General features: G+C 34.3%; 14 protein-coding genes and 1 pseudogene. 3 read left to right on the top strand and 12 right to left on the bottom strand.

Going from position 1 to position 15,049, the window contains the following annotated elements; genetic code table 11:
• Nucleotides 1-21: 21 nt before the first annotated feature.
• The 10 genes and pseudogenes from EUC40_RS12320 to EUC40_RS12275 form a co-directional block, all read right to left on the bottom strand.
• A pseudogene (locus tag EUC40_RS12320) lies at nucleotides 22-1,267 on the bottom strand (glutathionylspermidine synthase family protein).
• Between the two features lie 20 nt (nucleotides 1,268-1,287).
• Entirely contained in the window at nucleotides 1,288-1,896 is a 609-nt protein-coding gene (locus tag EUC40_RS12315; RefSeq protein ID WP_071711889.1) for a hypothetical protein, read from the bottom strand.
• Between the two features lie 191 nt (nucleotides 1,897-2,087).
• On the bottom strand, nucleotides 2,088-3,224 hold the full coding sequence (locus EUC40_RS12310; RefSeq protein WP_156575440.1) for a DUF418 domain-containing protein: 1,137 nt from the start codon (nucleotides 3,222-3,224) through the stop codon (nucleotides 2,088-2,090).
• Between the two features lie 155 nt (nucleotides 3,225-3,379).
• Complete coding sequence (locus tag EUC40_RS12305) at nucleotides 3,380-3,790, bottom strand: GNAT family N-acetyltransferase (RefSeq protein ID WP_156575438.1); 411 nt, start codon at nucleotides 3,788-3,790, stop codon at nucleotides 3,380-3,382.
• A gap of 56 nt (nucleotides 3,791-3,846) precedes the next feature.
• A complete protein-coding gene (locus EUC40_RS12300) occupies nucleotides 3,847-4,785 on the bottom strand; it encodes a DMT family transporter (protein WP_071711886.1) in 939 nt (312 codons plus the stop codon).
• Between the two features lie 103 nt (nucleotides 4,786-4,888).
• Nucleotides 4,889-5,389 (bottom strand): GNAT family N-acetyltransferase, encoded by a 501-nt coding sequence (locus EUC40_RS12295; protein ID WP_156575436.1) that lies wholly within the window; start codon nucleotides 5,387-5,389, stop codon nucleotides 4,889-4,891.
• Nucleotides 5,390-5,422: 33 nt separating this feature from the next.
• Nucleotides 5,423-5,968, bottom strand: a complete 546-nt coding sequence (locus EUC40_RS12290) for a GNAT family N-acetyltransferase (protein ID WP_156575434.1) — start codon at nucleotides 5,966-5,968, stop codon at nucleotides 5,423-5,425.
• Between the two features lie 15 nt (nucleotides 5,969-5,983).
• The gene (locus EUC40_RS12285) at nucleotides 5,984-6,685 is read right to left on the bottom strand and encodes a nucleotidyltransferase domain-containing protein (RefSeq protein ID WP_156575431.1); all 702 of its coding nucleotides are present in this window, start codon (nucleotides 6,683-6,685) and stop codon (nucleotides 5,984-5,986) included.
• A gap of 16 nt (nucleotides 6,686-6,701) precedes the next feature.
• Nucleotides 6,702-7,385, bottom strand: a complete 684-nt coding sequence (locus EUC40_RS12280) for a DNA alkylation repair protein (RefSeq protein ID WP_156575429.1) — start codon at nucleotides 7,383-7,385, stop codon at nucleotides 6,702-6,704.
• Between the two features lie 367 nt (nucleotides 7,386-7,752).
• The gene (locus EUC40_RS12275) at nucleotides 7,753-8,013 is read right to left on the bottom strand and encodes a hypothetical protein (protein WP_071711881.1); all 261 of its coding nucleotides are present in this window, start codon (nucleotides 8,011-8,013) and stop codon (nucleotides 7,753-7,755) included.
• Nucleotides 8,014-8,229: 216 nt separating this feature from the next.
• Between EUC40_RS12275 and EUC40_RS12270 the strand changes: the two genes are divergently transcribed.
• From EUC40_RS12270 to EUC40_RS12260, 3 genes are all read left to right on the top strand, one after another.
• Nucleotides 8,230-9,057, top strand: coding sequence for a peptidoglycan-N-acetylglucosamine deacetylase (locus EUC40_RS12270; protein WP_071711880.1), 828 nt, complete (start codon nucleotides 8,230-8,232; stop codon nucleotides 9,055-9,057).
• Between the two features lie 191 nt (nucleotides 9,058-9,248).
• Complete coding sequence (locus EUC40_RS12265; RefSeq protein ID WP_156575427.1) at nucleotides 9,249-9,911, top strand: DUF3841 domain-containing protein; 663 nt, start codon at nucleotides 9,249-9,251, stop codon at nucleotides 9,909-9,911.
• A gap of 117 nt (nucleotides 9,912-10,028) precedes the next feature.
• Nucleotides 10,029-10,700 carry a TerC family protein gene (locus tag EUC40_RS12260; RefSeq protein ID WP_071711875.1) on the top strand — a complete coding sequence of 224 codons (672 nt, stop codon included), beginning with the start codon at nucleotides 10,029-10,031 and terminating at the stop codon, nucleotides 10,698-10,700.
• A gap of 220 nt (nucleotides 10,701-10,920) precedes the next feature.
• Here the strand turns inward: EUC40_RS12260 and ltaS are convergent, their stop codons facing one another.
• A complete protein-coding gene (gene ltaS, locus EUC40_RS12255; RefSeq protein WP_156575425.1) occupies nucleotides 10,921-12,894 on the bottom strand; it encodes a lipoteichoic acid synthase in 1,974 nt (657 codons plus the stop codon).
• 514 nt (nucleotides 12,895-13,408) lie between these two features.
• Nucleotides 13,409-15,034 (bottom strand): ABC-F family ATP-binding cassette domain-containing protein, encoded by a 1,626-nt coding sequence (locus EUC40_RS12250; RefSeq protein ID WP_098266388.1) that lies wholly within the window; start codon nucleotides 15,032-15,034, stop codon nucleotides 13,409-13,411.
• Nucleotides 15,035-15,049 lie beyond the last annotated feature (15 nt).

Raw genomic sequence — 15,049 nt, 5'->3', positions numbered from 1 at the left:
ATGATGAGCTCTTTGTTTACTTTATCCTTCGATTGTAAGCCCCGTAAACATTGATAAGTTTCCCGTTATTTTCTCACCTACACGTAAAAATAACCCCGCAGCTCTCCCGCTAATACAGTGTGAACCAATTAATAGTTTACCAGTGTATGGGCCATCCCATGTATCAATGGTGTAGTCAGGCATTTCTATGTATTGCTGGTATATTTTCCGTTGTTCAAAATAATACTCCGTTTTATCTTCAGCTAATAGTTCCTCATTATCGTATAGATACTCCGCCACCTTCCCGGCCGTATAAAGGTTTGGAAACATACGATTCATTTCTTTCTAAAAATGGTTTATTTGTAAAATATGTTGGTAGAAAGTAGTTCTTAATGATTTCTCGCTCTTCTTTCTCAAAGAAAACTTCCTCTTCGAAAAGTTGCCAAATTAATGCAAGTACACTTTTATTTTGCATAAGAAAAGCAGCCGGTGGATTAATAATTTTGACTCTTCCTTGCGCTATATGATCTAAAAACTGAAGTCCAATTCTTTTTCCATTTTTATCGACATCTGAAACTAAATATTCAATGGGATACAGTCTATATAAATATTGGATTTTTTCTCCGCTCGGCGTATATATACCATCATCTGCAACGACGATATCTTGAATTCCCACATATTCCGTAGGGTGATTTGAGCAATAACTTCTTAAAAATTGAACTGTTTGACGGTCTTCATCGTGCCAATCGTAACTAGTAAAATATATCGTCTCTGCAGGCCCTATATTATAGTCATGCTTAATTTGTTCCCACGCCTGCACAATATGCTCTTCAATATGATTGGGATGATTCACATCATGATAACGGCATAACACTTCATTTGCGACAGACGGCTCTAAGTACCCTGTTGGTGTGTCACAATTTACTTCTATTAATTTAACATCATCACCATTTACGATAAAATCAAACCTTGTAAAATATGAAAACAACCCAGTATGTTTCATTCTCGCAATTTCCCACGTTTCGGGCGGAAATCCAAGTTTTTGAAAATCTTCTGTCGTATTTACAATAAATTGATACGTTCTATATAACACATACATAATTTCTTCTGTCGCTTTTGAAATAGCAATATATGTGTTTACCGGCATACGATACATTCCTGTTGCCATATATTGATTCCATTCTTCCTTCTCTAACAGACTCGGCCAAGTAAAGCCATTTCGACCAGCCTCTTCTGCGAGTGAAAACCATACTTTCATATACTCTTTCTGTTCTTGTTCTGTATACATGACTCCATTATCCTTTCATTTTAGGATCCGGCTGGCGCTTTTGCATTCCCAATTCCACTTGAACCAGAATTTACTTTTGGCGTTTGTGTCGTAGATGATTTTGACGTACTTGTATCTGGCGTCACTTTATTTGTTGTATTTGGTGGTTGCTTATTCAAATCAACTTTATTCGAAGAATTATTGTTACTGTTAGTGCCGCCATAATAGCCTCCTCCACCACTGCCACCAGTTCTCCTCTCATCTTTTTCACGATAAGGAATAACATTGTTTGTATACGGCTTCTTCATTACATTTGGCTTTGCTGTATAGTTCATATTTGAAGTTCTGCTTGCTAATAAATATCCTGCTACGAATGGAAGTATCGGTAAATGTGAGCTTTCATGATACGATGAAAATGAAGGGTTATTTTCCTTGCATAACTCATCTTTCTCTACATTTTCCATTGTTGGAGATTTATCGTCACAATTTAATGTTCCTTGTTCATTCCCTTGCTTCGCATCATCTGTTTTTACAGCCGTACTTTCTTTCTGTGCAGTTTCTTCTTCATAATCACCACAACCCGTTAATAAAAAAGATGACACACCGATTGAAGCAGCGACTTTCATAAATTTACTTTTATCCATTCTCATGTGTTATACACCTAATTTCTTTTATCTATAATTTTCCAGTTACCTTTATTATATAATGTAAATCGCATTTTTTTCAAACTATACACAATATGTACATTTGCATATTTTTATGTTTTTATTCTCTAAATGAAAACGAAATATTATTATAGCCTGATTACCTATCTATAGACTTAAATACAGTAAAAGACGACCTAGTACTCAGGTCGTCTTTTATTTTTATATACTAAACGTCTCAATAAAATCTCTAATGGTCCATTAAGATTATTTTTTTCCACTATTGTAGCTAATATGACAGACAGTATCCAAATACTAATAGCTATCAATGCAGCAAGAGTGTTACTTACATACCCTCCTAAATCAAATGCTACTGGTGATAAAAATATAACAAGTAGTGCCTCATTCAAAACAAAAAATGTTAATGAGCGCTTTCCTAAAGCAATTAATGAAAGGCTACAGTACCCTAGATTTTTCAATCTACTTCCTATTATCCCGAAACCCGTTGCATATGCTAACCCTCCAGCAATTCCAGTTAAAATATGGATTCCATTTATCATTCCAGCTGTAAATACACTGGGGTACCATACAGTCCCTATAAAAGATAGAGGCAAAGCACCTATTAAGGAAATTGCTAATCCTATACTTGTTATAGAATATAATTTTTTTAAATGTTTCTCTGGTTTTATTAATAACTGATATCTAGCAATCCACACGCCAAGAATTACAGAAGGAAGAATTGGAAACATAAAGTGAATGAGAACAGGTATAACTGGAAAGAAAAGTAATCTAAACATTGTAGTACTAAAATACGTATCTTTTGCTGAAACATCTGGTGAAAAACCATAATCGCCTATTGATTGCATATTAAATCCCCATATTATTGGAATAAAAATGATATACAATATAGCGATAATTATAAACGTTCGAATTAATGTTTTCATTTTACTCTTTAATAGTGGACTAACAAGAATCCCCGCTAAGACAATCCCAAACAGTATTAAATACCAAGAGCGTCTTCTCACTATTTTTACAGCATGATTTTCATTTTTCCCTTTGGATATTTGTCCTTCAAGTGCTAGAGCCAAACCGTAGCCTAATAATACGGCAAACATTGCTCTTGCACGGTTATCAATTATGAATATACCAAAAAGATTTACAATTTGATCAAAAAAACTACCGCTTTCCACCCTGTGCATAATTCCAGGATCTGTAGCATACAAGTAAAGCGGTGCATGAGCAAGTACGATTAACAGTAGCATAGTACCCCTTGCTAAATCCAATGAGACTGCACGCTTTTTTTCAATTGTTCCATCATTTATCGATCTACTCATATTTTACTTCCTTTCTTAACATCAAATAAGCATTCCAAGCGTGCTTAAATTTTTGTCAAAAACTAATAAATATCTTCTATTAAAATTAGAACAGTTAAATAAAAAACGACCTATCTCTTCAATTCCTATTCCGGATATTATATTCTAAGATTATTTCAATATGTTTTATTTTTAAAGCACAAATGAAATCTTTCTATCCCCGGATATTTTTCTCCTAAACTTTTAACCTGAAAACCAATTTTCTTATAAAATTCTACGGCCTCTTTATCTGTCTCTGCTTCTACATAAGTCAATTGATGCATGACTATTATTTTCCTTATCATTCGCAATGCAATTCCCTTATGACGATATTGTGGAGCAACTGCTATGTGGCATATTCTCGCTTTATTTGCTCCGATTATTGCAATACCTATACAAGCCTTTTCTTCATATTTATATAATCTACCTTTATCGCTTTGATAAAATACTACTGCTTTCTTTAAGCTTGTTTCACTTGGACCGACTGCATACTGTAGTATATTTAAAAATGGTTCGCTTTCAATCTGTTCGACACTCTGCAAATTCATACTTCCATCCCTTTCTATGAAAAAAGACTAGCTCTTTATAAAAAGAGCTAATCTCATTACGCTGTTATCTTTTCTTCTTTTTTTACAACTACAGCCACATAACTATGTAATATCATGCCAACAATTACGAGACTCATACCAATCCAAGATAAAGATGATGGAATTGGAGCAGATAGCAAGATGAGCTCTCCTACTAGCGCAAATAAAACTTCACCAGACTGCGTCGCTTCCACTGTTGCTAGTTTTTGCGGATTATCTTTCACAAGATCTGTCGCAAAGAAAAATAGTACTGTCGCGATTAAACCTGAACTAACCGCTACAATAAAACATTGAAACACTTGGCTACTTGATGGTAATCCACCTGTTGATACTTCGTAACCAGATAGAATAAACCAAAATGGTAAACTTGCTAATGTCATACCGAGAACTCGCTGGAATACATCTAACTCCCCTTTACAAACTTGCATCATTTTTCGATTTCCAAGAGGATACGCAAACGCTGCAATAAGTACAGGAACGACACATAAAATGGTTTCACGAATGCCTAATGAAGAAGCATGTTCTACTTGCATAAGCACAACACCACATAAAATAATGCCTGACATTACTAATTCCTTCATTGGAAGTTTTTTATGTAATGGGTCTACCGCAAAAAAGGGTGTTAATAAAATACCAGCGACGATCGTTATTTGCCATGTTGATGCAACAAGCCAACCAGGGCCGAATGCACCAGCAAAACTAAGCGGTGCATAAAAGAGGCCAAATCCAATAATACTCCATACTAACCATTCTTTCGGATTGTTTCTCATATATTGCAAGAGTTGCTTTAAGTTCCCCCTATACATGACAATAAGTAAAAGCATTGGAACCATAAAATAATACCGTAATGACGCACTCCAAATCCAGCTTCCGCCCTCTAAGTCCATTGCCCGGTTTAACACGAAGGTAAAGGCAAAGAAAAATGATGCCAAAATTCCTACTGCAATAGCTTTCATTATAAAACCCCTTGTTTAGTTTCTTCTTAATACTATACAAAAAAATGAATATAATTAAAATTCACATTTTTAAAATTAGATGTAATATAATAAACTTCTCCTCTTAAAGAAACAGTACCATATATTGATCGTCACTATAAACACCATTTATCTTTAAAGCATTTTTTTCTATACCGTACGTTTTAAATTCCATTGATTCATATAATCGTTTGGCTGGTTCGTTCGTTGATACCACGCCTAAATTCAATTGCTCTAACTTCATTTCTCTTGCCCTTTCAATAGCTTTACGTATTAAATCACGCGCAAGACCACTTCTTCGATTATCAGTATCTACATACATCGCAACGATATGTCCTTTATGCTTATAGGCTTCCTTTTCTTCTGTTAATAACGTAACAACTCCTACTAAACGATTTTCATTATTAAAAGCGCCAAATGTAAAACTACTGTTAGATGAAAGATTACTAGCAACGCGTTCCAGAGGTTTTTCTTGACGCACCGCTTCTTCATAAGTCGTTACAAATGCTTCTGGATTTACTTGCAGTGCTTGTAAACGTAACTCCCAATATTGTTTTGCATCCACTTTTGTAAGTAATCGAATCATTTTATCTTCCCCTTTTTAATTTACATAATATTTTTATAGGCTATTAACTTTTGGTTCATACTCTTCTTTTAATATACTGTAACGATAGCGATGAATGAACTTCCCCTGGCGCAATCGATCATTTCTCATTAACCCTTCGCATACAAATCCAGCATTTTCATAACTCTTTCTAGCTTGTGTATTGTCCTCATCTACACGTAACCAAATTTTCTCCAATTCGAACTGAGAGAATCCTATTAGTAACATGCTGTTTAGAGCTGCCATTCCAAATCCTTTCCCCCAATAGTCTTTATCTCCAATCGCAATTCCTAGTTCTGCATTTTTATTTGTATTATCAAAGTTCTTAAGGTCTACCCATCCAATATGTATGCCGCTCTCAGTAACGATAGCTCTTTGTTCATAACCATTCGCTCGACTTATACAAGCTTCAATCCATTTTTTCGTATCTTCACGCGTGAACGGAGGATACTGATCTGGTACGACTAAATGCTTTGTCACTTCTTTATCTAATGACCATTGATATCGATCTTCTATATCATCTAATGTTAATTCTCTTAATTGAACGAATGGTACATTCATTTTACTATCCCCTTTTTATTTCCCAATAGAAAATCCTTCGAAGACTCTTCCTCCATACTGTTCTAACGTTTTTTCTACAAAAGTAATTAATTTTCTTTTCTCTCCCGTTGTATAAAAATGATCAAAAGACGCTACAAATTGGTCTGCGTATTGTTCATCATATCTTCTTAGTACCCTTATAAACCATTTTGAATTTCCGAGCCACATACCATTTACTCTTAATACATATTCATGTACAAGATCCGCTAATAAATTAGCGATAAATAATTCTTCTTCTCTTTTTGTTGCACCTATAAAATCATCTAAAGCATCTGTAATAAAATAACGTTTTTGCCTCATCGTTTCCTCGGTCCATTTAGCAGGTCCTTTATTTAGTAAATCATTCGCTTCTCTTTTTAATTTCTCAACAATTTCATTTTCCCCTTTTAATGAAATTCCCTCTGAAACTAATTGTGGTAACGAAGGTCTCCCTCGATCGCAATCCATTTTAAAAAAGATTTTATACGTTTCAAAATTATGTACGAATACTTCAACAGGCCAACCATTACTATAGAAGGATTCTCTATAACAAGATGACAAACTATCGTCTATTATTACAATATCAAGGTCAGATGTTTTAGTCGCTTCTCCTCGCGCAACACTTCCTCCGAGTAAAGCTACATCACAATTCGGGAATTGTGATGTAATTATGCTTAGTGCCGCTTCAATTGGTTTCATAGCCTTTCCCCTTTTCTCATTTCACTTTCTTTTTTTCAGCTCTTTCTCTCGCCTTTTTTATATAAGGTTCTGCGTCGGGTGTTTTACATGACGTTGCGCCGTGATCAACCTGTACTTTTCCAATTTCACGTGCAATTTCAATCGCTTGTCGCTCTAAGTCTTCATTGCGAATTCCTATCGCGATTAAAGCACTATTCATCGCTTCTTTTTTTCGATTTTTTTCATTATGTATATGCGTTTTAATTTCTTCTAAATATGGTAAGAAGAAACCATCATGTAACGTTTTATTTTTAATCGCTATATTTGCTAATAAGGACCAGCCTGCTCTTCCGATCCATTCATCATCAGATTTTGTCCATTCTTCCATTCTTTCTATTGCAATTGGCGATGTACATATAGCCGTCATCAAAACATCCATTAAACAATAATAATCTACTTCTTCAACCCATTCATTTAGCTGCTCCGTCGTAAGCTTCTTCGGATCTAAAACCATCGTCGCCAAAGTCATAGCGTCCATATTTTTTGTTTCCCATAATGAAATTGCTAAATCATGATCTTTTTTTATCTTCTTTTTTAACAATTTTAAATTCGCAAAGCTAACTCCAAATAAAGGCTCTTTCGCCCCATGGTTTTTATACGTCTTACGCGTTTGCTCTGTCCCACATTCTTCTAGTTGTTGCATTACTTCTTCAAGTAACATATATCCACCTCATTTTTGTTTTATGTTGACTTCATATATGCATGTACGATATATTCTACATTATTTTTTGATTTTCCTATATTTATTTTTAAATTACGGTATGTGAAATTTTATAAATGTCCCCCAAAAAATTTTTCATCTTTTTGCCCATAACCATCTCACTCCTAAGCGATACCATATCATTTGTCCCAATCTATATCGTTGGACCTATGGATATAATAAAATCTATTAATAAGAGTATCATTTCAAAAGAAATGCTTAAAATATATAATAGCCACTTACCTTAAATATAGGAAATGGCTTTTATAATTTAAAGTTACTTACTTCTATTTTTCATTTTTATGCTGTAAATTTTACAAATCCATAATTACTCATTTTCTTTTTTCTCTTTTCTTTCCTCGGAAGGCTCTTCAGTTGGATCTGGCTCCTGTTCATCCTTTTTATTTAACTCATTATTTTTTTCATTAGAAGGATTTTGCTGTTTATTCTTATCCTGTTCTCTTTGCTCAGAAGGTTCCTCCGTTGGATCTGGTTCCTGTTCATCCTTTGGAGCTGTATTACATCCAAATAGCAATCCTACTGTAAATATGCTTGTCATACAAATAGAAAGTATTTTTTTATACTTCAATTAAAGCACCTCCTAAAATTAAATATCCTTTGTAGTGTTTCCTATTAAGGATTAGAATTATCCATTTTTTGTCCCATTTACTCAAAACATCATTATTATAAAATCTTGCATACTTTTGGACAAACTTTCTTACACTTGTAAAAAAGTTTTTTTGCATTTCCCTACCTATAATTGCTAATATAGTAGAGTAGAACTTTTATAGAGAGAAGGAAAATTATGCACAATGGAATTCGAATGACAACTTTAGTGAAAAGAGCTATGTTGATTTGCGCTGGGGTATTACTTACTTACGAGGCCGCTTTTGGATCAGTACATACCGCTCTAGCAAGTACAGAGGATGAAGCAAAATCAGTTCAACTTGTAAGTGAAATTCAAACTTCTCTTGCACCAAAAGAAGCTCCAAAGCACTATAATGGGCAAGTTAGAAAAGTTGCTTACTTAACATTTGACGATGGTCCTGGAAAATATACAGCTGAGCTTTTAGATATGTTAAAAAGAGAAGATGCAAAAGCAACATTCTTCCTAATTGGTTCAAACGTAAAAGCTTTCCCTGATCTTGTAAAACGTGAAGATGCTGAAGGCCACTATGTTGGGATGCACAGTATGACTCATAACTACAAGAAACTTTACACAGAAGGTCATTACGTAGACGAAATGAAAGAAGACCAAGGCTTAATCGCTGGCGTTCTAGGTAAATCACCTGTATTAACTCGTCCATCTTACGGCTCAATGCCGGGATTAAATGAAGCTCTTCGCAACAAAGTTGTTGAGAATGGCTTAAAAGTTTGGGATTGGACAATCGATTCTTTAGACTGGAAATATAACAAAATGCCTGTTGATGCTGCATCAGCTAAAATTGTAGAAAACGTTCTAGCTCATGCTACAAATCCAACAGAAGTTATTCTAATGCACGATATTCATCCTCAATCAGTTAAAGCAGTACCTGGTATTATTAAAGGACTGAAAGAAAGAGGATATGAATTAGAAGCCTATCATGAGAACGAACATTTCCCATTAAACTTCTGGCATGATAATCGTATGTAATGAAAAAGACTTGATTTCCTCTAGTAGGTTATTGAGTCTTTTTTATCGTTTTGGAAATTTCCACATAAAAAAAACTATACACGATTTCAATAATATATGTCCCTTCCCTTTTAGCAAGCAAAGATCAAATAAATGTAACTTCGAAACATCACATGCTATACTATAGCCTAGTTTAAATAAGTAGGTGTTATATGATCGTATATACAGTACAAACTGAAGAAGCTTGGAAGCAATTTAAAAAACTAGGTTATTTGGAAGGTAATAAAGAAGTCATCTATCCAGACTCTATATATTCATATGATTGGATGGTGCGCGTTGCTAAAACAAGATTACCTCATTACGAAGGTAACTATCCTATTTGGGTCTGGGAAGCAAATAATTATCCAAACCGAAATCATAAAGCTTGGGGTAGAGAAAATTCAAAAATGGTAATTTTAACATTAGATGTACCGAAAGAATGGGTACTATGGAGCTATTTTGACTATTGGTGCTGCGCTATGAATGATGGATCAATATATTTACATGCAAAAAATAAGTGTACATTAGATGAATGGTATACCTATATGGATAAAGAATACGGGATAATATTCGATTTCGACTATTTATTATCTCACCCTGATTGGTGTCTAGGCAAAGAGGATTCACTAGAAAAGCAAGGTGTCATTGGTAGAATTCCCCTGTCATTCGTGAAAAAAGTACGACGTTTTCGTGCTAAGGAAGATAAATCGATTAATAAAACCAGAAGTGATAAATGGGATAACAGAAAAGAAAGCCGTATTAATAAGATGAATCGAAAAATAAGAAAGAAAAAAGATAAGCAAAAAAAACTACAAAAGCGACTTATACGGAATTAAAACACATATATACATATCAAAATATAGTCAAAAAATAGGATTGAATATACAAATTCAATCCTATTTTTTATATTATCAACACTTTAGCACATATTACTCTTAAGGAGTGATACATGTATGGATTTTCTCTCACCTGAATATTGGTCCGCCCTACTTGCCATTATTGTAATCGATTTAGTATTGGCTGGAGATAACGCTATTGTAATCGGATTAGCAGCAAGACGACTGCCGAAAGATCAACAAAAGAAAGTTATTATTTGGGGAACGGTTGGAGCAATCGCTATAAGAGCTGCTGCCACCTTAGTTGTCGTTTGGTTATTAAAAATACCAGGATTACTTCTAATTGGTGGTGTACTTCTTATATGGATTGCTTATAAATTAATTGCTGAAGGAAAAGATCATGATATTAAGGCAGAAGAAGGATTTTGGTCTGCTATTAAAACCATTATTATTGCTGATGCGCTAATGGGCATTGATAATGTTCTCGCTGTTGCCGGAGCTGCTCATGGTAACTTTTCTTTAGTAATCATCGGGTTATTAGTTTCTATTCCAGTGGTCGTATGGGGCAGTACATTAATTTTAAAATGGGTTGACCGCTTTCCTGTCATCATTACGATCGGAGCTGCTGTTTTAGCTTATACTGCTGCAAAAATGATTGTAGATGAGAAATGGTTCGCTGGATTTTTCGAAAGTAATCCTTTCATTAAATGGGCATTCATCATTATTATCATTGCGGGTGTAGTGTTCTTTGGAAAAGCGAAACAAAAAGTAAACAATGGTTCTAAATAAAGTAAAGCTTTAAACAGTTGGGTTTTCCTTATCCCCGCTGCTTTTTATTCCTGACCTAGCAGGCTTTTACGGGCAACGTAACCTAACCTTAACCTTCTTTGCTTTCGCTGAATTTTAAGCTCGGAGTCTTACTACCCGGCAAATAGCGGGATAAATTTTGAACGATATAAATATATTCTCAAATAAAAAATCCTACTCAAATGAGTAGGATTTTTATTACCTATTTAGTTTCCCCGTCTTCAGTCGTCTTAACTTTCGTGTTATTTTTGTCACGATGGTTATAGTTATACTTCGAACGATCTACTGGAGTGAAACCTTCTGGTGTGTAGAATCGTAATAAATCTCCATTAACAACTTGGTCAGAGTATTTAAGTGATTTTTGAACCATGATTTCATTTTGTTTTATTTCGTCTGTTAATTCAACAGGTTTTCCAGTCTTCGTATCATAGTATTTACCGTTCAGTGCAGTAACCGTTGGGCTTACGTAGTTACCGTTACGGAACGGAACGACTTGTTTATGCTCTGGTGATAATAAATCGGATCCGAATTGGACATAATTTTTCGTATCTGTCCCTAGTAAGTGTAATAACGTTGGCAACACGTCAATTTCTCCACCATATTGATGTTGTACGCCACCTTTCACTCCTGGTACGCGAATGATTAAAGGTACACGTTGTAATTGAGCATTTTCAAATGAGTTCATTTCTTTACCCATTATTTGAGACATTGCTGCACTATGATTATCTGAAATACCGTAATGGTCACCATACATAACGATAATTGAGTTATCGTATAAACCAGATTGTTTCAAGTAATCAATGAATCCTTTTACAGATTCATCTAAATAACGTGCTGTTTGGAAATACGTATCTACTGATGAATCACCTGTATTCGCTGGTTCAATCGTCGCTTCCGCTTTATCGATCGGATAAGGGAAATGGTTAGATAACGTAATGAACTTCGTATAGAACGGTTGTTTCAATGTTTGTAATAATGGAATTGACTCATTAAAGAACGGTTTATCTTTTAAACCATAGTTTACTACATCTTTTTCGTTCATATCATAGTATGACGCATCAAAGAATTGATTAAAACCAAATGATTTATAAATTTCATCACGGTTCCAGAATGTTTTGTAGTTACCATGGAACACTGCTGATGTGTATCCTTGTTGACCTAAAATAGCTGGTGCTGATTGATACGTATTATGAGCTTTATTCGTAAAAACAGATCCTTGCGGTAATCCATACATTGAGTTCTCTAACATGAACTCTGCATCAGATGTTTTACCTTGTCCTGTTTGATGGAAGAAGTTATCAAAATATAACGTATTCGCATCTTTTGTAAATGAGTTTAAGAACGGTGTAACCTCTTGACCATTTAGCTTATAGTTTAATAAAAAGTTTTGGAATGACTCTAAATGAATATAAATTACGTTCATTCCTTTTCCTTTACCGAAATACTCAGGATTTGGACTTGCATAAGTTGATGTGAGATAGTTTCTAACTTCTGTCATATTATCACCATCTGCTAATGCTCGTTCTGTTGATGCTTTCGCACTTTGAATACCATCATAAATTGTAAAGTTGTACGCGCCTAAATATTTCACAATATAATTACGATCGAATGTTCTTGTTAATAATTCCGGACGGTCAGATTCTGCAAGTCCTAAGTTAACACTAAAGAATAAAATACCTGCTACAAATACTAGAGATAATTTATGCTTCGCAACACGGATTGGTTTAGGATTTACAAATTTCGTTGCGACTAAAACAATTAGAATAATCGTATCTAAGAAATATAGTGGATCATATACGTGTAGCAATGCAAAAATACTACCACCTAAATCTCCAAAGTTATTCGATTGTGTTAATGTTGGGAACGTAATAAAGTCGCTGAAAAAGCGGTAATATACTACGTTTGCATATAAAAGTATGGACATTAGCAAATTAATAATAATTACCCAAATGTAAGCTCGTTTCCCTTTTGCAAATAATGCAAGCCCTAAAAATAGAACTGCTGAACTAAGCGGGTTAAAAAACAGCAAGAATTTTTGGATTGTGTTTGAAATTCCTAAATTAAATTCTGTTACATACGCTGCATATGTTTTGAGCCATAATAATATAACGGCAAACAGAAAGAATCCAAAATGATTGCTTAACACACTTTTACTCTTTAATAAGAACTGTTTCATTTCTCCACCTCTTTTGATCATCCAAGGCTTATTTATTATAAGTCTGTCTCTCTATTCAATTTTTCTTCTTCAAATAGATTATTTTTATTTAACTATATGAAGAATATTAGTAATTATAATTTGAAGCTAGTATTTATTCAACTATTTCTTTCTAAACATTTTGACCTTGGTTTCTATTTAACGAAATACATTTGTAACATTTCCTGTTTTCTCCCAAGGATTCATCCACTAATTATGACATCCCATACTATATACCTTTATAAACTCATTCGCAAACAAATCTATCTCCAGTTTTGGCACATTTTTCACATGATAAAATAATGCAATTTAATTATATTCCCCCTACTTCAACTAATTCTTTAAATCCTTATAATCATTACATTCCTTTCGTACATTAAATTTTTTTTGATCATTAATGTTATATCTGAATAATTATTCATTTAACCCCCCATTGATTGTACGTCTTCTCGACAAAAAAACTCGCTCTAAAAAGAGCGAGTTTTTTCATTATATATTATTGACCTTTGTACATTGCATCTACTTGTTTTTGAAGTTCTTCATTTTCTAAGAACTCATCGTAAGTAGCCTCTTTATCGATTACACCGTTTGGCGTTACTTCGATAATGCGGTTTGCAATTGTTTGTACGAACTGATGGTCATGAGATGTGAATAACATTGTACCTTTGAACGCGATTAAACCGTTGTTTAATGCTGTAATAGACTCAAGGTCTAAATGGTTCGTTGGATCGTCAAGTGTAATTACGTTCGCACCACTTAACATCATTTTAGATAGCATACAACGAACTTTTTCGCCTCCAGATAATACAGAAACGTTCTTCTTAACTTCTTCACCTGAGAATAACATACGGCCTAAGAAACCACGTAAGAAGCTTTCTGACTCATCTTGTGGAGAGAATTGACGTAACCAATCAACTAAGTTGGAGTCACTGTTCTCAAAGTATTTAGAGTTATCTCTTGGGAAGTAAGATTGAGATGTTGTAACGCCCCATTTAAATGAACCGCTATCTGGCTCCATTTCACCCATAAGGATTTTAAATAATGTTGTCATCGCAATATCGTTACGACCGATAAATGCAACTTTATCACCTTTATTTAAAGTGAAGTACACATTATCTAACACTTTTTCACCATCAATTGTTTTAGAAAGACCTTCAACAGTTAATAAGTCATTTCCTATTTCACGCTCAGGTGTAAAGCCAACGAATGGATAACGACGTGATGATGGTCTAATATCATCTAATGTAATTTTATCTAATAATTTTTTACGAGAAGTTGCTTGTTTCGCTTTAGATGCGTTTGAGCTAAAGCGTGCAATGAAGTTTTGTAACTCTTTAACTTTCTCTTCTTTTTTCTTATTAGCATCTTGTGTTAATTTTAAAGCTAATTGGCTTGACTCATACCAGAAGTCATAGTTACCAACATAAAGTTGAATTTTACCGAAATCAAGATCAGCCATGTGCGTACATACTTTATTTAAGAAGTGACGGTCATGGGATACAACGATTACTGTATTTTCAAAGTTCATTAAGAAGTTTTCTAACCATTGAATCGCTTTTAAGTCCAAGTGGTTGGTAGGCTCATCTAGTAATAGAATGTCAGGTTTACCAAATAATGCTTGAGCAAGTAATACTTTTACTTTTTCTGCCCCAGTTAATTCTGACAATTTCTTATCATGAAGATCTTCACCAATACCAAGTCCTTTTAGTAAGATTGCAGCTTCTGACTCAGCTTCCCAACCGTTAAGCTCAGCGAATTCACCTTCAAGTTCAGCAGCACGCATACCATCTTCATCACTAAAGTCTTCTTTCATGTAAATGGCATTTTTTTCTTGCATTACTTTGTAAAGTTGCGTGTGACCCATAATTACTGTTTCTAATACTGGGAACTCTTCATATTCGAAGTGGTTCTGTTTTAATACTGCTAGACGCTCACCTGGCGTAATATGTATGTCACCTGTTGATGGTTCGATTTCTCCAGATAAAATCTTTAGAAATGTTGATTTACCAGCACCGTTCGCTCCGATTAAACCGTAGCAGTTACCTGGCGTGAATTTTATGTTAACATCTTCAAATAATTTGCGATCCGCAAAACGCAAACTAACGTTACTTACTGTAATCATTTGTGTCCTCCTACT

Origin of the sequence: Bacillus luti (assembly GCF_009739945.1) — a bacterium.
Taxonomy (GTDB): domain Bacteria; phylum Bacillota; class Bacilli; order Bacillales; family Bacillaceae_G; genus Bacillus_A; species Bacillus_A luti.
The sequence above is the reverse complement of the archived record's forward strand: the minus strand, read 5'-3'. Positions and strand labels throughout refer to the sequence as shown.